This is a genomic window from Mycolicibacter longobardus (genome assembly GCF_002102265.1).
Lineage (GTDB): Bacteria > Actinomycetota > Actinomycetes > Mycobacteriales > Mycobacteriaceae > Mycobacterium > Mycobacterium longobardum.
This window is the reverse complement of record NZ_LQPG01000030.1, coordinates 72729-92584: the sequence shown is the minus strand read 5'-3', so window position 1 is coordinate 92584 and position 19856 is coordinate 72729. Positions and strand designations below refer to the sequence as shown.

The 19856-nt window shown below is 67.3% G+C and carries 18 protein-coding genes and 1 riboswitch; of the genes, 7 read left to right on the top strand and 11 right to left on the bottom strand.

The annotated features are described in order from the left end of the window. Nucleotides 1-7 precede the first annotated feature (7 nt). Nucleotides 8-1228, bottom strand: coding sequence for a cytochrome P450 (locus AWC16_RS16500; RefSeq protein WP_085265825.1), 1221 nt, complete (start codon nt 1226-1228; stop codon nt 8-10). 181 nt (nt 1229-1409) lie between these two features. Between AWC16_RS16500 and AWC16_RS16495 the strand changes: the two genes are divergently transcribed. From AWC16_RS16495 to AWC16_RS16480, 4 genes are read left to right on the top strand one after another with little or no spacing between them, the layout of a single operon-like run. Then, nucleotides 1410-1988: a TetR/AcrR family transcriptional regulator gene (locus AWC16_RS16495; RefSeq protein WP_085265824.1), complete on the top strand. Its 579-nt coding sequence runs from the start codon at nt 1410-1412 to the stop codon at nt 1986-1988. A gap of 22 nt (nt 1989-2010) precedes the next feature. Beyond that, nucleotides 2011-3744, top strand: coding sequence for a DUF3556 domain-containing protein (locus tag AWC16_RS16490; protein ID WP_085265823.1), 1734 nt, complete (start codon nt 2011-2013; stop codon nt 3742-3744). Between the two features lie 59 nt (nt 3745-3803). Further along, on the top strand, nt 3804-4517 hold the full coding sequence (locus AWC16_RS16485; RefSeq protein ID WP_085265892.1) for a FadR/GntR family transcriptional regulator: 714 nt from the start codon (nt 3804-3806) through the stop codon (nt 4515-4517). Nucleotides 4518-4522: 5 nt separating this feature from the next. Beyond that, complete coding sequence (locus AWC16_RS16480) at nt 4523-5350, top strand: sterol desaturase family protein (protein WP_085265822.1); 828 nt, start codon at nt 4523-4525, stop codon at nt 5348-5350. Here the strand turns inward: AWC16_RS16480 and AWC16_RS16475 are convergent. Next, nucleotides 5347-6225 carry a crotonase/enoyl-CoA hydratase family protein gene (locus tag AWC16_RS16475; RefSeq protein WP_085265821.1) on the bottom strand — a complete coding sequence of 293 codons (879 nt, stop codon included), beginning with the start codon at nt 6223-6225 and terminating at the stop codon, nt 5347-5349. The two genes, AWC16_RS16480 and AWC16_RS16475, sit on opposite strands and share 4 nt — an antisense overlap. Before the next feature lie 152 nt (nt 6226-6377). On the opposite strand from AWC16_RS16475, the gene AWC16_RS24700 reads away from it, so the two are divergent. Next, on the top strand, nt 6378-6965 hold the full coding sequence (locus AWC16_RS24700; RefSeq protein ID WP_207572341.1) for a VOC family protein: 588 nt from the start codon (nt 6378-6380) through the stop codon (nt 6963-6965). Between the two features lie 86 nt (nt 6966-7051). Here AWC16_RS24700 and metE read toward each other — a convergent pair whose 3' ends face one another. After that, a complete protein-coding gene (gene metE / locus AWC16_RS16465; RefSeq protein ID WP_085265820.1) occupies nt 7052-9331 on the bottom strand; it encodes a 5-methyltetrahydropteroyltriglutamate--homocysteine S-methyltransferase in 2280 nt (759 codons plus the stop codon). Between the two features lie 132 nt (nt 9332-9463). Next, a riboswitch (cobalamin riboswitch) is annotated at nt 9464-9677 on the bottom strand. Nucleotides 9678-9721: 44 nt separating this feature from the next. After that, nucleotides 9722-10381: an SDR family oxidoreductase gene (locus tag AWC16_RS16460; RefSeq protein ID WP_085265819.1), complete on the bottom strand. Its 660-nt coding sequence runs from the start codon at nt 10379-10381 to the stop codon at nt 9722-9724. 104 nt (nt 10382-10485) lie between these two features. On the opposite strand from AWC16_RS16460, the gene AWC16_RS16455 reads away from it, so the two are divergent. Continuing rightward, nucleotides 10486-11469: an LLM class flavin-dependent oxidoreductase gene (locus tag AWC16_RS16455; protein WP_085265818.1), complete on the top strand. Its 984-nt coding sequence runs from the start codon at nt 10486-10488 to the stop codon at nt 11467-11469. Further along, nucleotides 11466-12536 (top strand): NAD(P)H-dependent amine dehydrogenase family protein, encoded by a 1071-nt coding sequence (locus AWC16_RS16450; protein WP_085265817.1) that lies wholly within the window; start codon nt 11466-11468, stop codon nt 12534-12536. Before AWC16_RS16455 ends, AWC16_RS16450 begins: the two co-directional genes overlap by 4 nt. Nucleotides 12537-12539: 3 nt before the next feature. Here AWC16_RS16450 and AWC16_RS16445 read toward each other — a convergent pair whose 3' ends face one another. The 7 genes from AWC16_RS16445 to AWC16_RS16415 form a co-directional block, all read right to left on the bottom strand. Then, complete coding sequence (locus tag AWC16_RS16445) at nt 12540-13844, bottom strand: TetR/AcrR family transcriptional regulator (protein WP_409370629.1); 1305 nt, start codon at nt 13842-13844, stop codon at nt 12540-12542. A gap of 133 nt (nt 13845-13977) precedes the next feature. Then, nucleotides 13978-14640, bottom strand: coding sequence for an RsiV family protein (locus AWC16_RS16440; RefSeq protein ID WP_133055956.1), 663 nt, complete (start codon nt 14638-14640; stop codon nt 13978-13980). A 32-nt stretch (nt 14641-14672) separates the two neighbouring features. Next, nucleotides 14673-15209 (bottom strand): hypothetical protein, encoded by a 537-nt coding sequence (locus AWC16_RS16435; protein ID WP_085265814.1) that lies wholly within the window; start codon nt 15207-15209, stop codon nt 14673-14675. Nucleotides 15210-15222: 13 nt separating this feature from the next. After that, entirely contained in the window at nt 15223-16509 is a 1287-nt protein-coding gene (locus AWC16_RS16430; protein WP_085265813.1) for an MlaD family protein, read from the bottom strand. Next, nucleotides 16506-17576, bottom strand: a complete 1071-nt coding sequence (locus AWC16_RS16425; RefSeq protein WP_234812308.1) for an MCE family protein — start codon at nt 17574-17576, stop codon at nt 16506-16508. The genes AWC16_RS16430 and AWC16_RS16425 overlap by 4 nt, the downstream gene beginning before the upstream one ends. A gap of 59 nt (nt 17577-17635) precedes the next feature. Then, nucleotides 17636-18772: an MlaD family protein gene (locus AWC16_RS16420; protein WP_085265890.1), complete on the bottom strand. Its 1137-nt coding sequence runs from the start codon at nt 18770-18772 to the stop codon at nt 17636-17638. After that, the gene (locus tag AWC16_RS16415) at nt 18769-19851 is read right to left on the bottom strand and encodes an MCE family protein (protein WP_085265811.1); all 1083 of its coding nucleotides are present in this window, start codon (nt 19849-19851) and stop codon (nt 18769-18771) included. Before AWC16_RS16415 ends, AWC16_RS16420 begins: the two co-directional genes overlap by 4 nt. Nucleotides 19852-19856 lie beyond the last annotated feature (5 nt).

The window sequence follows — 19856 nt, the reverse complement described above, 5'->3', positions numbered from 1 at the left end:
GCCGGGCTCAGTCGCTTGTTGTGAGCGCGAGGTGCTCAAGACGTCGCACCAGCAGGCTGGGCAGCCAGCGGCCCGGCTCGGCGAGGCCGATATGTGAGGTGCGTTGCAGCAGTTGGCCGATCACGATTCTGGCCTCCAACCGGGCCAGCGCGGCTCCCACGCAGAAGTGCGCGCCCTTGCCGAAGGCGAGGTGGCTTTGCGGCGGACGGTCCAACCGGAATTCGTTCGGCTCGGCGTAGCGGGACGGATCCCGGTTGGCCGCGCCCCACAGCAGCAGTAGTCGCGATCCGGCCGCCAGCTCCACCCCGCCCAGCGTGGCGTCACGGCGCACATGCCGATAGTGGCCGCGGAACGGCGACTCGCACCGCAACACCTCTTCGAGGAACGGGCCGAGCAGCTCCGGTGACTCCCGGACCCGGCGCTGGACCTGTGGGCGCGCCGCCAAAGTCCATGCCGCCGAACCGATCAGCGAGGCGGTCGACTCGCCGCCGGCGCTGAACAACGTGATCATCATGACCTGGGCGGTGACGGTGTCGAGCGCACCGGAGGCGCACGCGACAGCCAGATCGCCGAGCAGGTTGTCCTGCGGATCGGTTGCTGCGCGCTGGAAATGATCGGTGATGTAGCCCGCGAGTTCCATCACGGCGACACCCGCTCCGGCCAGCTGGTCGGGGTCGACCAGTCCCTCGAGCAGCTGCGTGCCGGCATAGCCCCAACGCACCAGCTGGCCGACGTCGGCCTCGGGCACACCGATCAGCCGCGCGACTATCGTCATCGGCAGCCGGTTCGCCACCGCTTCCATCCACTCGATCTGGCCGTCATCAAGCCCGTCCTGCCACAGCCGGTCCATGGTCTCGGCGATGAACGGCTCCAGGGCGCGGATGCGTTTGGCCGCCAGCTGCGGCACCAGCATCTTGCGGTGCACCGCATGCGCCGGGTCGTCGGCGGTGGCCAGCACCTGGGTGGGCCCGTCGAGTCCGTCCATCTCGAAGGTGGCCACCGTGCCGTCCGGCCGGTAGAGCATGGTGCCGGTCAGGTTCGAGGAAAAGTCGTCCGCACGCCCGACGGCCTCGGTGACCGCGTCCCAGCCGCACACCACATAGAACCCGGAGTCGCCGACCGGGTGCACCGGTCCGTCGGCGAGCATCCGTTCATACAGCGGGTACGGGTCCTGGATGCACGCGTCGTCGAACATCTGCAGGCCGATCCGGTCTGTCCCCACCGTCATGGCTCCAGGTTGATCAGGCGCGCTACCTGCGTCAATGGGCTGGCGGGAAGTTGAAATCCGGCGGCGGTACCGACTGACGGTGGGCATCTCACGGCCGGCGGCCGACCAGCGCATACAGTGAGAATTGCTTCGATTTTTGTCTCACCATGAGATCCTGGTTCCAGGCGAGAGGGGGGCCGCGGTGGCCGGGCACGACTGGCTGGTGGGCGAGGACCGTCGTACCGCGGGCGCCGAACGCATCTACGCCGCCGCGACCGACCTCATCGTGCGCGACGGATTCGACGCCCTCGACATCGATGTGGTGGCCGCTCGGGTCCACTGCTCACGAGCCACCATCTACCGGCATGCCGGTGGCAAAGCCGAGATCCGCGAGGCCGTCCTGGCCCGTGCCGCGGCACGCATCATCGACACCGTCCGGCAGACCGTCGCCGGTCGCAGCGGGGCTGAGCGCGTGGTGGTCGCGATCGCGGCGGCGTTGCAGCGGATCCGTTCGGATCCGCTGGGGCAGCTGATGGTGGGTTCGGTGCGCGGCACCGAGGAGATGACCCGGCTGGCCGCGTCGCCGATGCTCGCCGGTTTCGCCCGCGATCTCAGCGGCCTGAGCGACGACGATCGGCAGGCCGCGCAGTGGGTTGTCCGGGTGGTGCTGTCGCTGTTGTGCTGGCCGGTCGAGGATGCCGGGACCGAACGGCAGATTCTGGAACGTTTCGTGGCGCCGGCCTTCGAGGGAGACCGGACCGGTTTTCCGGCAGAAGGCTAGAACACGTTCTAGTCTGACGGTCATGGGATTTCTCAAACCTGAACTGCCCGTTGTCGACTTCGCCGAATGGAGCAAGGGCAGCCGCAGCGAGAAGATCCGCCCGATGGCCCGGCACTGGGCCGAGGTGGGCTTCGGCACGCCGGTGGTGCTGCACCTGTTCTACGTGTTCAAGATCGGCCTCTACGTCCTGGGGGCGTGGCTGTTCGCGCTGAGCACCAACGGTATCGATGGCTTCACGCAAGTCTGGCAGTGGTGGAGCGAACCCATCGTCTTCGAGAAGGTCGTGCTCTACACGATGCTGTTCGAGGTGATCGGCCTGGGCTGCGGATTCGGCCCGCTCAACAACCGCTTCTTCCCGCCGATGGGATCGATCCTGTACTGGCTGCGGCCGGGCACCATCCGGCTGCCACCGTGGCCGGGGCGGATTCCGCTGACCGCCGGCACCGCACGCACCCCGGTGGACGCCGCCCTGTACGCGGCACTGCTGGTGATGCTGCTGGTCGCGCTGGTCTCCGACGGCACCGGCCCCATCCCGGCGCTGAACACCGACGTCGGGGTGTTGCCGCACTGGCAGATTCTGACCGTGCTGGCGATCCTGGCGGTGACCGGACTGCGGGACAAGGTGATCTTCCTGGCCGCCCGCGGCGAGGTCTACGCGCCGTTGGCGGCGGCGTTCCTGTTCACCGGAGTCGACATGATCATCGCGGCCAAGGCGATCTTCATGGTGATCTGGATGGGCGCCGCGACGTCAAAGCTCAACCGGCACTTCCCGTACGTGATCTCGACGATGATGAGCAACAATCCGCTGATCCGGCCGAAGGCGCTCAAGCGGGCATTCTTCAAGAACTTCCCCGAGGACCTGCGCCCCGGCGGGCCGTCGAAGGCGCTGGCGCACGTGAGCACGGCGATCGAGATGCTGGTGCCCCTGGCGCTGTTCTTCAGCCACGGCGGCCTGCCCACCGCGATCGCGGCCTTCGTGATGGTCTGCTTCCACCTGGGCATCCTGGTGGCGATCCCGATGGGGGTGCCGCTGGAGTGGAACGTGTTCATGATCTTCGGGGTGCTGTCACTGTTCGTCGCGCACGCCGACCTCGGATTGTCCGACCTGAACAACCCGCTGGGGGTGGCGCTGCTGTTCGCCGTCAGCGCGGGCACCGTGGTGCTGGGAAACCTGTTCCCGCGCAAGGTTTCGTTTCTGCCGGGGATGCGCTACTACGCCGGCAACTGGGACACCACGCTGTGGTGCCTCAAGGCGTCCGCCGAAGAGAAGATCGCGCGGGGGATCGTCGCGATCGCCAGCATGCCCGCCGCGCAGCTGGAACGTTTCTACGGCAGCCCCGAGGCCGCGCAGATCCCCATCTACATGGGATATGCGTTCCGCGGCTTCAACACTCACGGGCGGGCGTTGTTCAGCCTGGCGCACCGGGCGATGGCCGACGGCAACGAGGACGACTACTCGCTGACCGACGGGGAGCGGATCTGTTCGACGGCGGTCGGCTGGAACTTCGGCGACGGGCACATGACCAACGAGCAGCTCATCGCCGCGCTGCAGCAGCGCTGCGGATTCGAACCGGGGGAGGTGCGGGTGGTGATCCTCGATGCCCAGCCGATCCACCGGCAGACCCAGGCCTACCGGCTGGTGGACGCCGCCACCGGCGAGTTCGAACGCGGCTACGTCAAGGTGGCGGAGATGCTCGAGCGCCAGCCCTGGGACGACGACCTGCCGGTATACGTCCAGGGCGGCTCCGCGGTGTGACCCAGATAACTGGTCCAACCAGTTGACCAGTCGGGTGCGGGTGCCCGACCATGGAGCCCATGGATCTGGCTCCCATTCCCCGGACCGCGATCTCCGACACGATCTTTGTGCGCCTGGTCGAGGAGATCCTGACCGGACGCCTCCCGGCGGGCGATCCCCTGCCGTCGGAACGTGAACTGTCCCTGACGCTGCAGGTCAACCGGCACGCGGTGCGCGAAGCCCTCAAGCGGTTGCAGCAGGCCGGACTGGTCCGGGTCAGCCACGGCGGGAAGACCCGGGTGCTGGACTGGCGGGAAAGCGCCGGCCTGGATGCGCTGACCGGACTGGCCGTCGCCGGGGCGATTCCGGCGCGCCAGATCATCGGTGACGTCGCGGTGATGCGGCGCTCGATCGCCGCGGACGCGGCCCGGTTGTGCGCGCGACATGCCTCCCCGGAGCAGCGGGCCGCGATCACCGCGGCCGCCGCGGCATACCCGGTCGGCGGGGACCTCACCTCAGTCGCCGACGCCGACCTGACGTTCTGGACAACCGTCATCGACGGGTCGGGCAATATCGCCTACCGGCTGGCGCTCAACACACTGGTCGCCGCCTACGACGAGATCGGACGCGACGCCATCTATGCGCTGGGCGCCGCCGAATTCGCCGACCGTGCCGCACACGTCGGCCTCGCCGCCGCGATCGCCGCCGCCGACGAGGACACCGCGTACCGCCTCGCCGAAGCGTTGCTGACCCGGTTCGTCGTGGCCTGCCAGGCCGGCGGGGAAGAGGCTTAGCCGTCATGTTCGATCTCATCGCGCACGCAATTCCGGTGTTCGTGCTCTGCCTCGTCCTGGAAGCCGTGTCCTTCGTCGTGCTGCCCGACGACGACGAGCGCGGCTACGAATTACGGGACACCCGAACCAGTCTCGCGATGGGCATCGGCAACGTGGTCATCAATATCGGCTGGAAGCTGGTGGTGTTGGCGGTCTTCGGCGGTGTCTATCTGCTGGCGCCGGTTCACCTGCCGGCTGCCAACCCGCTGACCTGGATCGCCCTGTTTGTCGCCGACGACTTCGCCTACTACTGGTACCACCGCACCCACCACACCATCCGGGTGTTCTGGGCCAGTCACGTGGTGCACCACTCCAGCCAGCACTACAACCTGTCCACCGCCCTGCGCCAGACCTGGACCCCGTTCACCGCGGTGCCGTTCTGGATCCTGCTGGCGTTCGCCGGGTTCGCCCCGTGGATGATCCTGCTGCAGCAGTCGGTCAGCCTGCTCTACCAGTTCTTCATCCACACCGAGCGCGTGGGCAAGCTCTGGCGGCCAATCGAATTCGTCTTCAACACGCCGTCGCACCACCGCGTGCACCACGGATCGAACGCACAGTACCTGGACACCAACTACGGCGGCATCCTGATCATCTGGGACCGGCTGTTCGGTACCTTCCAGCCCGAGGGCGACCGGGTGGTCTACGGGTTGACCAAGAACATCGAGACGTTCAATCCGGTCCGGGTGGCCAGCCACGAATACGTCGCGATCTGGCGCGACGTCAAGGCCGCACGCAGCCTGCGCGCCGTGCTGGGTCACCTGTTTCGCGGCCCGGGATGGGCACCGGCCGGTTAGGAGCCGCCCACCCACTCGCGGTAGAACGGCGGCATCTGCGAGGCCTGCGCGGTGAACTGCGGGTCGCGCTTCTCCAGGAAGGCCCGCACGCCGTCGGCGCCGTCGCCGATGCTGGTGTAGAACATCGCCAGCGAGTCCACCCGGTGCGCCTCGACCGGGTCGGGCTGCGCGGAGTTGCGGTAGAGCATCTGGCGGATCAGCGCGAACGACACCGGCGAGCGGCCCTTGGTCCAGGCGTCGGCCAGCGCCCGAGCGTCGGCCAGCAGCGAGTCGGGTTCGTGGAGGGACTGGGCGATCCCGCAGCCGAGCGCGGCCTCGGCATCGAGAATGTCGGCGCGGTACAGCAGGTCCAAAGCTGTTGGCACCCCGACGATCCGAGGCAGGAACCATGTTGAGCAGGCCTCCGGGGTGATGCCCAGCTTCCCGAACACCAGACCGAACCGCGCCTTGGTCGAGAACAGCCGGGCGTCCATGGCCAGCATCATGGTCGCGCCGATCCCGACCGCGGGGCCGTTGACCGCGGCGATCACCGGTTTGCGGCAGCCGTAGATCGCCAGCGTCACCCGCCCGCCGGTGTCGCGCACCCGGGCCAGCTCCGGGTCGTCGAGATCGGCCATGGCGGCCAGCGTCGGGGACTTGGACTCATCTAGCCCGAACACGTTGCCAGAGCTGGACAGGTCCATACCGGCGCAGAACGCCCGGCCCGCCCCGGTGACGATCACCGCCCGCACGTCGTCGTTGTCGTTGACCTCGACGAAGGTGCGCTCCAGCTCCTCGGCCATTTCCACGGTGAATGCGTTGAGGTTGTCCGGCCGGTCGAGGTACACGGTGAGGACGCCGTCTGCGACCTCGTGACGGATCGTGGTGAATGGCATGGCTGCTCCTCCTGCGTACGCCGAACGTGCACCTAGTGCGAGATTTTCTCGATTCTTTCGCAGTGGACGCACGCTCGGCGCGCTGGCCCCGGCCTAGACGATTTCGATCAACAGTTGACTCTGCCCCTGGGGAAGCCTCCAGACTCGAGGTTGTGACGACACTGTTGCCCATCGGGGAGGAGCGCGGCCTGTTGACCCCGGTGCGGGTCGACCCGGATCTGGGCATGCCGCTCGACGAGCTCACCGAGGTGGTGCAAGCCGACCAGGTCGCCGACCCGCGAGCACTGCCTGGTGTCCGGCTACGACACCGACGACGAGGCGGCGCACCGTACCGAGGTGTGCTGGCCGATCTTTCGCACCAAATCCTGACCGACGACAAGGAGTCACCGATGGAGATCACGCTGCACACCGTCGCATTCGACTGCGCCGAACCGGAGCGGCTGGCTCGGTTCTGGTCGCAACTGCTGGCCCGCCCGCTCGATGACGGTGCCACCGCCGACGCCGCCACGATCGGCGTGTCGACCCAGTCGCCTCCGTACCTGGCATTTCTGCGGGTGCCGGAGCCCAAGCAGGTCAAGAACCGGGTGCACGTCGACCTGGTGGCGGTGGATCTGGCCGCCGCGGTCGATCGGGCTGTGGAACTGGGCGCTACCTGGCTGGCCGACCATGCCGAGGAGGGTTACCGCTGGAGCACGTTGACCGACCCCGAAGGCAACGAGTTCGACATTTTGGCGGCCTGAGGCGCGGCTTCTGAATGCTGAGCAGACGCAGAATCGCACTGCGGAAGCGATTTGCGTGCGATTCTGCGTCTGCTCGCGCTGGATAGCTACACGCCGGCGCGGGCTTGCTTCGCGGCGGCCACCAGGTTGGCCAGCGAGGCGGTCACCTCGTCGGGCTTACGGGTCTTCAGGCCGCAGTCCGGGTTGACCCAGAGGCGTTGTGCCGGGACGGCGTCCAGGGCCTCGCGCAGCGAGGCCGCCATCTCGTCGGTGCTGGGCACCCGCGGCGAATGGATGTCGTAGACACCCGGGCCGACGCCGTTGGAGAAACCGATCGCGTTGAGGTCGTCGAGCACCTCCATGTGCGAGCGCGCCGCCTCGATCGAGGTGACGTCGGCGTCCAGGTCGGCGATCGCACCGATCACCTCGCCGAACTCCGAGTAGCACAGGTGAGTGTGGATCTGCGTCGCGTCGGAGACCCCCGAGGTGGACATCCGGAACGCCCCGACCGCCCAATCCAGATAGGCCGCCTTGTCGGCGTCGCGCACCGGCAACAGCTCGCGCAGGGCGGGCTCGTCCACCTGGATCACCGCGATGCCGGCGGCCTCCAGATCCACCGTCTCCTCGCGGATCGCCAGCGCCACCTGGTAGGCGGTGTCGGCCAGCGGCTGGTCGTCGCGGACGAACGACCAGGCCAGGATGGTGACCGGACCGGTGAGCATGCCCTTGACCGGCTTGTCGGTCAGCGATTGGGCGTAGGTCGCCCAGGCAGTCGTCATCGGCTTGGGTCGCGTCACGTCGCCGAACAGCACCGGCGGGCGCACACAACGACTGCCGTAGGACTGCACCCAGCCGTTGCTGGTCGCGAAGAAGCCCTCCAGCTGCTCGGCGAAGTACTGCACCATGTCGTTGCGTTCCGGTTCGCCGTGCACCAGCACGTCCAGGCCGAGCTCCTCCTGCAGCTTGATGACGGCGGCGACTTCGGCCTTCATCCGGTTGGTGTACTCGGCCTCGTCGATCTCCCCGGCCACCAACGCCGCGCGCGCCTTGCGGATCTCCACGGTCTGCGGGAACGAGCCGATGGTGGTGGTCGGCAGCGGCGGCAGGTGCAGCCGCTCCTCCTGGGCGGCTCGGCGCGCCTCGGCCGAACCGCGCTGGACGCCGGACACCCTGATCTCAGCGATCTGTGCGCGCAGCGCGGCGTTGTTCAGCCGCGGGTCGGACTTGCGGGACGCGACCGCGGCGTTGGACGCTTCGATCTCCTCGGCCACGGCTTCCCGTCCCTCGCGCAGCGCACGTGCCAGGGTGACCACCTCGGTCACCTTCTCGGCGCCGAACGCCAGCCAGCTGCGCAGCGCGTCATCCAGGCCGGTCTCGGGCTCCAGAGAGTAGGGCACGTGCAGCGTCGAGCACGACGTAGACACAGCGACATTCGCCGCACTTCCCAACAGGGTCGCCAGCTTGGCCAGTGCGGCCTGCAGGTCGGTGCGCCAGATGTTGCGGCCGTCGACGACGCCCGCGACCAGGGTCTTGGACGCCAGCTCAGGAACAGTGGCGATGGCGGTGTCGGGGCCGTAGACCAGGTCGACTCCGATGGCCTCGACCGGCGTGCGAGCCAGGGCCGCCAGCCCAGCGCCGGGGTCACCGAAGTAGGTGGCCACGAAGATCGACGGCCGGTTGTGCAGCCCGCCGAGGCGGTTGTACACCTGCTCGGCCAGGGCGGGGGCGTCCGCGGAGATGTCGGTCACCAGCACCGGCTCGTCGATCTGCACCCACTCGGCGCCGGCATCGGCCAGCTTGCCGAGCAGCTCGGCGTAGACGTCGGTCAGCTCATCGAGGCGCGAGATCGGTGCCGCCGCACCGTCGACGGCCTTGCTGAGCAGCAGGAAGGTGACCGGACCGATGATCACCGGCCGGGCCACTTTTCCGCCGAAGCCCTGTTCCCTGGCTTCGGCGAGCTCGGAAAGCACCTTGGCCGGGTTCAGCGTGAACTTCGTGTCGGGACCGATCTCCGGAACGATGTAGTGGTAGTTGGTGTCGAACCACTTCGTCATCTCCAGCGGGGCGATCTCGGCGTTGCCGCGCGCCGCGGCAAAGTAGCGGTCCAACTCGTCGGCGACACCGGCCACCCGGGCCGGAAGAGCACCCAGCAGCACCGCGGTGTCGAGCATCTGGTCGTAATAGGAGAACGTGTTCACCGGCACCGAGTCCAGTCCGGCGGCGGCAAGTTGCGCCCAGGTGTCGCGGCGCAGGCCGGCGGCGACCTTCTTCAGTTCGTCCTGGTCGATGCGGCCGGCCCAGTAGCTTTCGGTGACGCGCTTGAGCTCGCGGCGCGGTCCGATACGAGGTGAGCCGAGGACGGTGGCGGAAAAGGGTTGAGCGGTCACGATTGATCCTTCAATTGGCGAGGGTGGGTCAACGCCAGCGGTCGCCCAGCTGATCCGGTCCCGTGCAATTTAAAGCACTATAACCCTCAAAACCAGACGCCCATTCCGCGAGGCGTTGATCCGCCGAGTGCGGCGCACCCGGCACAACAGGCAGGTATTCGGACTCGCAGGCGCGCACCGAGGTGCTCCTAGTGGCCGTCGCTTCCCAGTCGGTGGGCGAACCCGTGACCAGTGCTTTTGACGGCGGTCGTTCCTGCATACCGCTGCGGGACAGTCCCGGATTCTCACCGGGTTCCCTCTCGCGCGCCGCGGAAAACTACGTAGACCACGGTGCGCTCGATGCCGAGGCCACCTCGCGGCGACAACGGCAAACCAGTTGCGTGATCGACATTACCCCGGCTGAACGGCCGCCAGTGCCTCCGGGATGAGCGTCTCACCGTCGTTGAATTCGATGGTGCGGCCGATAGTCGAGTCGTCGGACAGGCAGGCCGCGATCACCTGTGCGACGTTGGCCCGGGAAACGGAGCCCTTGCGGGTCTCCGGACCCACGGCGATCCGGCCGGTCGCCGGTTCGGCGGTCAGCCGGCTCGGACCCAACACCGTCCAATCAAGGTCGGTGGCTCGGAGGTGCGCGTCGGCGGCAGCTTTGGCCTGCGCGTACGGAAAGAACGGATCATCTTCAGGGACACCGTGGTCGGGGCCGGCTCCGAAGTAGGACACCATCACGAACCGCCGGACGCCGGCCGTGGTTGCGGCGTCCACGGTGCGGATGGCCGCGTCGCGGTCGACGGCGTAGGTGCGTGCCGGGTTGCCGCCGCCGGCGCCGGCGGAGAACACCACCGCGTCGGTCTCGGTCAACAGTCGGGCCAGCCCGTCGGTGTCGAGCCGCTCGATGTCGGCGACCACGGGCACCGCCCCGGTCACCGCGACCTCCTCGGCATGGTCGGGGTTGCGGAACACCGACCTGATCTGTTCGCCGCGGGCGGCGAGGACGGGGGAGAGTAGCAGGGCGACCTTGCCGTGGCCACCGATGATCACGATGCGAGCCATGGATTCGACGCTACCCTGCCGCCGCCGCCTTGCGATCGGAGGAATGTGCCGCGCAGGAACAAATATTAGGTTATAATCGGGCGGATTCCCGAAGGAGCTGCCAGATGTTCACGCTGCGCTTCGACATGCGGGCGCCCGCGTCGGGGGCGCCCACCGGCGAGCTCTACGCCGCGGCGATCGAGATGTGCGCCTGGGCGCAGACGCGCGGTGCGGTCGCCGCCGTGCTGTCCGAGCACCATGGCGCCAAGGACGGGCACCTGCCGTCGCCGCTGCTGCTGGCCGCGGCGATCGCCGCCCGAACCGAGACGTTGATGATCATGCTCGCCGCAGTGGTCCTGCCGTTCTGGGATCCGGTGCGGCTGGCCGAAGAGATGTGCGTGCTCGACATCCTCAGCAACGGCCGTGTCGCCTACGCCTTCGGGCTCGGGCACCGCGGCGAAGAGTACGAACACTTCGGCATCGATATCCGTGAGCGCGGACGGCTGGCCGACGACAAGCTGTCCCTGCTGCTGCAGCTGTTGCGAGGCGAGCCGGTTGAGTATCAGGGCCGTCGTATCCACGTAACGCCCCCCTGCGTGACACCGGGCGGACCGCACATCATGGTTGCCGGCGGCAGCGCGGCAGCAGCCCGGCGGGCCGCCCGCCACGGGCTGGGATTCCTTGCCCAGGCGAACCCCCCTGGCCTGAAAGACCTTTACGAGTCGCAGTGCCGCGCCCACGGTCGGGAGCCCGGGCCGTGCCAGTTCCCCGACGCCGGTGCGCCGACGGCCGTGTTCGTCACCGACGACGTGGACAAGGCCTGGCATGAACTCGGGCCGTACCTGCTGCACGATGCGGTGACCGCCGCGGCGTACCGGCATGGTGATGCGACGGTGGCGAGTATCTCGCGAGCCGCCAGCGTGGCGGAACTGCGGAAAACCCCTGGCCCTTACCGCATCTTCACGCCTGCTGAGGCGGTGGTGCAGCTGCGATCCGGGCGCAGCCTGCCGCTGCTGCCGCTGTGCGGCGGGCTGCCCCCCGCGCTGGCCTGGCCGTATCTGGAACACGCCGCCGAAGCGGTCGTGCGAGGAAATGAAGGGAAAGCATGAGTCCGAAGACCCGGGTCGTCGTCTGGTCGACCGGCGGTGTCGGATCCATCGCGATAGACGCGATCCGGCGCCGGCCCGATATGGAACTCGTAGGCGTCTGGGTGCATTCGGCGGAGAAGGTGGGCCGTGACGCCGGTGAACTCGCCGGCGGATCCGCACTCGGGCTCGCGGCGACCGATGACGCCGACGCGCTGATCGGTCTGCGGCCGGACTGCGTCGTGTACGCCGCGAGCGGGCCCGAACGCGACGCCGGTGCCGTGCCCGACTATCTGCGGCTGCTGGAAGCCGGGATCAATGTCGTCTCGACGTCTTCGACCAGCCTGGTCCACCCGCCGAGCTACTTCCACCCGGAGTGGCGCCGGCAGCTGGAGTCGGCGGCCAAAGCAGGTGCCGCGTCGTTCTATGTGTCCGGAGTCTTCCCCGGGTTCGGCTCCGATCAGCTGGCGCTGCTGCTGGCCACCCAGTCCAAGACGATCAGGGCCGTGACGGTGACCGAGATCGCGCTCAATGACCACTACCCGGTGGCCGACGTGATGATGGATGGGATGGGGTTCGGCCGGCCGTTGGACTTCGAGCCGATGCTGAGCACCCCGGGCTTCATCGAGATGGCCTGGGGCGCACCGATTCAGCTGATGGCGCAGGGACTGGGAGCCCAGGTGCAGGAGATTCGGGGCTCGCTTGACCGGCGGGTGACCCACCGCGACATCGAGGTCGCCTTCGGAACCATCCCCGCCGGGACCTGTGGCGCGGTGTGCACCCGCGCGGCCGGCGTGGTCGACGGCCGGGAGGCCATCGTGGTCCAGCACATCATCCGGATGGCCCGTGACGTGGCACCGGACTGGATGACCTCCGACTGCGACGCCACCTACCGGGTGGACATCGACGGTGACCCGGACATCCACTGCGCGATGACGCTGGGTGACGCCGAAGGCCACGGCGCCGGCCGGGGCGCGATGACGGCGACCGCGATGCGCGTCGTCAACGCGGTGCCCTACGTGGTCGGTGCCGCGCCCGGTCTGCTGAGCTCGCTGGATCTGCCGATGACGTTGCCGCGGTGCGCGATCTGAGCGCTAACCCGTCGGATTGCGCACGACCGCCCCACGGACCAGGGTGTCGCGGGCCAGGAGCAGTGCGGCACGGGTTCCCTGGGCGCGCACGATGTTCTCCGGCATCCACAGCAGGCCCATCACGCATCGCGACAGCATGCCCATGGACGGAGCATCGGTCTGGATGTGACCCGACCTGACCCCTCCGGCCAGCAGCGCCTTGAGTTGACGCAGTCGCGTGGTGAACGCCAGGCCGGGGTTGGGCGTATCGGGCGGGGACTGACGCATCCAGGCGAGCTGGATCTTCCATTCGGCCGGGAACTGATCCAAGGCGTTGATGTTGATCCAACTCAGGGCATCGAGTTTCTCCACCGGTGTCGCGTTCGCACGCAGTACCGAGGCGAATCCGCCGCTGGCTTTGGTGCCGAACGAGGCCATGATCGAGGCCAGGAGTTCGTCTTTCGAACCGATCAACCGGTAGACCGTGCCGGTCCCCATGCCCGCGGCGGAGGCGATGTCGCGGATGGTGGTGACCTCGTAGCCTCTGCTTCCGAACTCGGTGCGGGCCACGGCGCGGATGTGGGCCGCCTTGTCGTCGGTCTCCACGGCGCGTTCGTCACCCCAGGTACTGATTGCGGCCTCGGCGGCCGCGAAGGCGGCAGAGCTGTCCAACTCCTCGTCGCGGTACGGACGAACCGCCAACCCTCGCAAGATGATGCGGCACAGTGTCGTCGCCGTCCGCTCTGCCGACCACTTATGCCGGATGACGTCCAGTCCGACGTGCATCATCGACTGGCACGTCCGGTCGGCCAGTGTCTGCAGGTCGATATCGGGCCGGATGTAGCCGCTCCACCGACCGGCCCGCAGCGTTTCGAGCATGGCGTGCTGCGCCTCGGTCGGCGGATTCTGCAGCAGCGTGACCAGTTCGGGGTTCGCGCTGGGCGCCTCGTAGAACGACATCTGCAAGGCGGCGCGGTGCGCCACGGCGCACCGCGCGATCGCCGACCCCAGTTCCTCGATCGCGTCGGAGATCGGTTGGGAACCCAAGCTGTCCAACCGGCCGTGCGCTTGGTCTCCGATGCGTTTCAGCTCGGCGTGGTAGCGCCGGAGAAGTTCGACGAGGATGGCTTCTTTCGAATCGAAATGGTGGTACAGGCTCCCGGGCAGGATTCCGACGGCGTCGGCGATCTCCTGCAGTGAGGTCCGCAAGCCCGATGAGGCGATCAATGTGGCCGCCGTCTGGAGAATCTCGGTGCGGCGTGTCCGATCTTCGTAGCCGCCGTCGCCGTTTGCGAAAGCTACCGTTCCGGCCGGCTTTGGACGCCCCACCGCACCTCCACTGCTTTCGCGATCAGTCGGAATGACATGCCACATTCACGGACCGAACATTTGGTTAGACGCTACCAGAAATGACCGCCGAACTGGGCGGTTGAGACAGCACGTGGATCTGGACAATCGAGGATCATTCTGTGATCGAAAGGAATTCGGGAACGATCTGCTCGCGCACCGCGGCCCATGGGACGGCTACGACGGTATGCCCGGGCCCGAACTGGAGTTCGGGAAAGTGCAACTGAACACCCTCGCGCGTGGGGATCCAGCTCTTGAAGTTGATATCGACCGGCGCGAACTTGCCTGCGCGCTTCCAGTCGCGCACCTGCGTGGGCGACGCCTGCGCGGCCAGGGTCGCCTCAAGCTGATCGCCGAGGCGCTGTAGGCCCGCGGTCTTGTCGTGGAAGAGGTTGTCCCAGGTGATGATCACCCCGCTGGCAGCGTCGCAGACGATGCTGCCGACCGTGTGCATGGGCATGTGCGGCTCGGCGGTGTTGTAGGTCCCGCGGAACACCTCGGACACCGTGGCGGCCCGGACATTGATGGTTCCGGTCGCGTCGAACGTCCATGGTCGCCGTGTCGATCCATCCCAGGTTGCCTGAGTGACTTCGCGCATCGCCGCGGCGTCGATCTGGTCGTTGATGACCTCTGCCGCCTGCGCCTGGCCGGGGTGGAGGCGCTGGTACTGCACGCTCCAGGTTCCCAGCCCGTCGGGGCTGGTGCCGGAGATCGCCGCTGGGGCGGGTTCGGCCCGGGCAACGCCCGTCACGACGGTGCTGCTCAGCAGGAGCAGCACCAGAACGGTCGCGGTTCGCCTTGGGGAGAACACTATTTCAGCTCGACACGACTGGCCAGCCACCGGCCGTCGACCAGTTCCATGTTCATGGCGACACGGCTGCGATCGAGTCGGGCCGCCGGGTTGACCGCGTTGGTGATCGACTGGTCGACGAAGAGCAGGACCTCGACCTTGTTCTTGGCCGCCGACTTGACCGCAGAGTCCACGACGATTCCTCGGCTCATCGCCTTGTTGTCGATCAGAACCTGACGCAGCTGGGTCGCGGACTGGCTGTACATGTCCTTGAACTCTCCGGTGGCGCCGTCGACGACCTTCGCGAAGTTGTCATCGACGCTGTTGGCGTCGATGCTCGTCAGCGTGGCGGCGTAGCTCTGTGCTGAGTCCAGAGCTGCCCTACCGGCCTTGGCGACGTCCACGTGCTGCTTGTATTGCCAGCCCAGGAAAACCAACCCCAGCAGTACCGCAACGGATATGCCGGCCGCGAGCGCGGTACGGCGTCGCCGGGGCCCGGTCTCCGGCGGTGCGCCGTTATCGGCCGCGGGTTCATCGTCGATGAGTTGAGTTGCCATGGGGCCTCTTTCGTCAGCTCGGTGGATCCGGCGGCAGCTGCACGTCCATCGGCACCCCGCCGAACGGGGTGAGCAGGGTGCGGGGGTCGGGTGGGACCGGGTCGGTCTGGGCTACCGGGTCATAGCCCGGCGGTGGGCCTGCCGTGTCGTCCCCGGGCGGCCGCGGTGCGTTGCGGGCACCGCGGATCAGTACGGCGGGGTCGGGGTTGTGGCAGTAGGTGTAGAGGTAGGGCTCGGGATAGTTCGGTATGGCCGGCGGCAGTGGCGGCAGCCCATAGTCGCAGCTGTACCGGGGATACAGATCCGCGATCACCCAGACGGCCCCGTCGCGCACTACGCTGCTCAACGCCTCCACCGCCGAGCCGCCGCGATCGGAGTTGACGATCTCGTTCAGGGCGGGAAGCCGCGCCGACGACAGTTGTGCGGTCGTGACGAGATTGCCCAGCAGCTGGACCATCGTGTCGGAGTTGTCTTCGATGATTTTGTCCAGCAGGGTGAATGGACGATCGCCGCGATCGGCCAGCAGGCGAAATCCACCATCCATGGCCCGGGCGCCGCGCATGATGCCGTTGAGGTTCTGTGACGTGCGAATCATTCCGGGATTGGTGTCGACGAGGGTGGTAAGGACGGTCCGGCTGGTGCGCAGGACGCTCACCGTTTCAGGAAGCACCGAGTCGAGGGTCGAGATGAGGAAGGCTCCGCCGTCGAGCAGGGCCGCGAGCTTGGCCGGCCCCTGATTCGATACCCGAAGCTCGTTGGTGATCGCGGACAGCTTCTGCGGATCCACTTGAGCCAGCAGTCCGTTGGCGTTGGCCAGCAGTTGCGCCAGCGACACCGGCACCGCGGTCTGGTCCTCGTGGATGACGGCGCCGTTGGTGAGGGCGGGTCCGCCGGGTTGATCGGGCTGGAAATCCAGGTACTGTTCGCCGGCCGCTGACAGCGCCGAAACCCGGACGCGGCTGTTCTGCGGCACCCGTTTCCGGCTGTCGATCTTGATCGAGGCGACTACACCGGTGTCACCGAGCTGTACCGCGTCGACTCTGCCGACCCGGACGCCGCGCAGCGTGACGTCCTGATTGGGCAGCAGGCCCCCGGACTCGCGCAGGTGTACCTGTACGGCGATGGTGGAGCGGAACGGGCTGATGCCCAGTGTTCCGCCGACGATATAGATCAGGACGGCGATCAGGGTGACGACTATGCCCGCCACCGAGACTGCGACGCGATTGCGCGCGCACGCCTTGGCCGAATCCACCAGCAGTCGCGCCGGCGTGTTCAGTAGGGGCAGGGTGCTGTTCATCATCGGGGCTGATGCTCGGGCCCGTATATGCGGCTCAACAACAGGTTCCACTCGTATCGGAGGCTGCCGATCATGGCATGCCAGTCGGTGCCGTCCGGACCGTGTATGCCGGGATCGCCGGGATAGTTCTTGTCGGGCAGCGCGCCGATCGCCAGCTGTGTGACGATTCCGACGGCGTGAATGTCGGGTCCGCTGGTGATATGGGTGATCCCGGTGATCATCCGATTCCAGATGTTCAGATTGAGGCCGGGATCCGTTGCGATCTGGTTGAAGACGTCCGACAGCCGGTTGAGATCGCTGATGGTGCTGCGTGTGTCGGTGCCCTGCATCGACGGAAAGCGGTTGATCTGGCCGGTGATCCGGCCCGCGGCGGAGACCATGTCGGCGACGTTGGTGGCATTGTCGGCCAGGGTCTGCGTTGCCGGCGCGGCCGCCGCGAGAACCGCGTTGAGGGTGTCGCGACGGGCCGACAGGGTGGCGGCGAGGTCGGAGGTGCTGCGCAGCGCGTTGTCGATCTGCGTCGAGCGGTCGTTCAGCCGCGACAGCAGCGTGTTGGAGTTGTGCAGCAGGGCGGCGACTTTCTCGCCTCGCCCGCCGATTGCAGTGCCGGCCCCGTTGACCGTTGAGACCAGGTGGCGGATCGCACCGCCGTTCACCAAGAGCGCGGCCGAGCTGAGCACGTCTTCGATGGTCGCGGCGGAAGTCGTGTGGTCCAATCCGATGGTGTCGCCATCGCGGAGCCGCGCGGCGTCGGCGGCCGCATCAGGTCCGCGCCGCACGGCGATGAAGATGTCGCCGAGCGGGGTCGCCGAGCGCAACTCGGCGATGGTGTCGGTGTACAGCGGCGCGGTGACGCTGACCTTCATCGTCACGTGTGCTGAGAAATCCTGGGTACGAATGGATTCGACTTCGCCGATGTCGGCGCCGTTGAGCTTGACCTTGGCCTTCAGCGGAAGGTTCAGCGCATTGGTGAACACGGCCGTCAGAGTGAGGTCCCCGTCGATGCGCCCCGGCGCGGGCAGTGGAACGCCTGCCAGACCGGCCGAGCAGCCGGCCAGGGTCAGGGCCACTCCGGCTGTGACCGCCGATCGGAGGGCGCGTCGAACCGCGGGGATTCCTCGAGGTCGCATCATTTTGCCGCTCCCGCCATGCGTTCCAGTAGCCCCGTCATGCCCTCCACGAAGAAGGTGGTGCCGAACTCGGGTGCGTTGTCGGCGACGGTCCCGGTAGCGCAGCCCAGGTCTTTGATCCCGGCGAGATTGCAGATCTCCTTGGCCATCTGGCCGTTGAGCATGAGTTTGTCGAGCGTGGGATGGATTCGCAGCGTGTGACCGCTGGGATCGACGGCGTTGTAGATGTTGGTGCCCACCAGCGGCAGAACGTCGAGGATCTCTTCGACCTGGCGGCGGTTCTCAGTGAGAGTTGTCGTGAGGCCACCGAAATCGCCGACGGTGCGCTTGAGCGTGTCGCGATTCTTCTCCAGCAACGCGGTCGCCTGGTCGAGGATCTGGTTGGCCTTGGCTCCGGTAGTGCCGGCGCCGAGGTTCTCGGCGGCAATGAGATCGCTCAGCGCGCGGATGTTCGACCCGAATTCCCTTATCGCGGTGTCGTTGTCCGCGGCCGCCTGGGTCAGGTCGGCGAGACCGGCAGCGATCGACGCAATGGTCTTTCCGGTGGCGGCGCCGTTGTCGGAGCTGAGGCGTAAAGCCTGGGAGAGTTGGTCGAGCGCGGACTTGATGTCGGGTCCGCTGCCGGATGAGATCCTGGCGCCGATTCCTATCAGGTTGGCGAGTGGGCCGCGGCCCTCGCCGTCTCCGCCCAGGGCGCGAGACAGCTTGTCGGCCATGGCCAGTGTCCGATCGAACTCGACCGGGGTCCTGGTGCGGGGCAGACCTATGACATCGCCGTCGCGCAGCTTGGGGCCGCCGCCGTACGGGGGGGTCAGTTCGACGTGCCGATCGGTCAGGATGGATGTGGCGACGGTGACCGCCTGAACATCGGCGGGGATGTCGATGTTCTTGTCGATGACGAGCTTCACCTGGACGTAGCTGTCCTTGGGCGTGATCTCGGTGACCTTCCCGACCGGCATCCCCAGCACCGATACCGCGTTGCCCTCGTAGAGCCCGACGGCTTCTTCGAACTGGGCCGTGACGGTCAGAGTCCGGTGCCGTTCGCCGGATACCAAGTACCAGAGCAGGCCACCGGCGAACGCGACGATGGCCAGCCCGACGGCGATCGACCTGGTGCGAGCGACTGGGCGGCTCATCCGGGTAGCCTCGCGGGATCCGGTGGTGGCCACCCCGGGAAGGGGTCCCCCGCGGGTTTGCAATTGGTGAAGTACTGCGCCAGCCCGAACTGCTTTCCGCGTCCACTGAGCGCACACATCCACGAATCGATGAGCACCCCGGCCGGCAGATTGATATCGAGGGCGGTGCTGCTGCCGCTGGCGTTGGCCAGATTGCGGAACGCCACCGGCATCACCTGCAGCGTGTTGCGGATCAGTGCGTCGTGCGTGGCGGCCATCTCCGCGAACTGCTGCATGTTGGCCAGCAGTTCGTTGATCGCGGGCTCGTCGTTGAAGATCGTCTTCAAGGTGTCGACCAGAGCCGTGGTGCCGACCAGCAGTCTGTGTACCGATGCTTGCCGGGCGTTGACGGTCTGGAGCAGGTCTCGGCCCTGGATGACCAGCGCGCCGAGGTCGGCCTTCTGATCCCGGATGACACCGGTGATGGTGTCCACGTTCTTCAGCAGTGACCCGATCTGATCGCGTCGCGTTGCGACTACCGCCGCCAGGGATTTGACGTTCGCCAAGGCCTCCGGCAGGGCCTCGGGCACGCCGGCGAGGCCGTTGCTCAACTCGGCCATCGATTCGGCGATGCGGTCGGCGTCTACCTGCTCGAAGGTGGTGGTGGCGTCGGCCAGCGTCGCCTGGAGGTTATAGGGGACCGACGTGTTGGCCAGAGTGATGGTGCGGGAACGAAGTTCACCGTCCCCGGCCGGGGACAACTCCAGGTAGCGCCGCCCCAACAGGGTGGTCAGCTTGATCGCTGCGCGTGACGCGTCGCCGACCCGCACCCCGTTACCGACGGTGAATCTCACCGTTACGTGGTCACCGGTGAGAGCGACGTCTCGCACGGTGCCGACTTCGATTCCCGCTACCGTGACCTGGTCGCCGGGACTGAGTTGGGCGGCTTGGGCGAACTCGGCCCGATACCCGACGCGCCCGAGGGACAGTTTGCCGATACCGACGATCGCAAGGATGACGACGGCCAGCACCGCTACCGAGACGGTTCCCACCCAGATCGTGTTGTATCCCTCGATCGGGCGCTTGGGCCGCAGTGACATCGCCT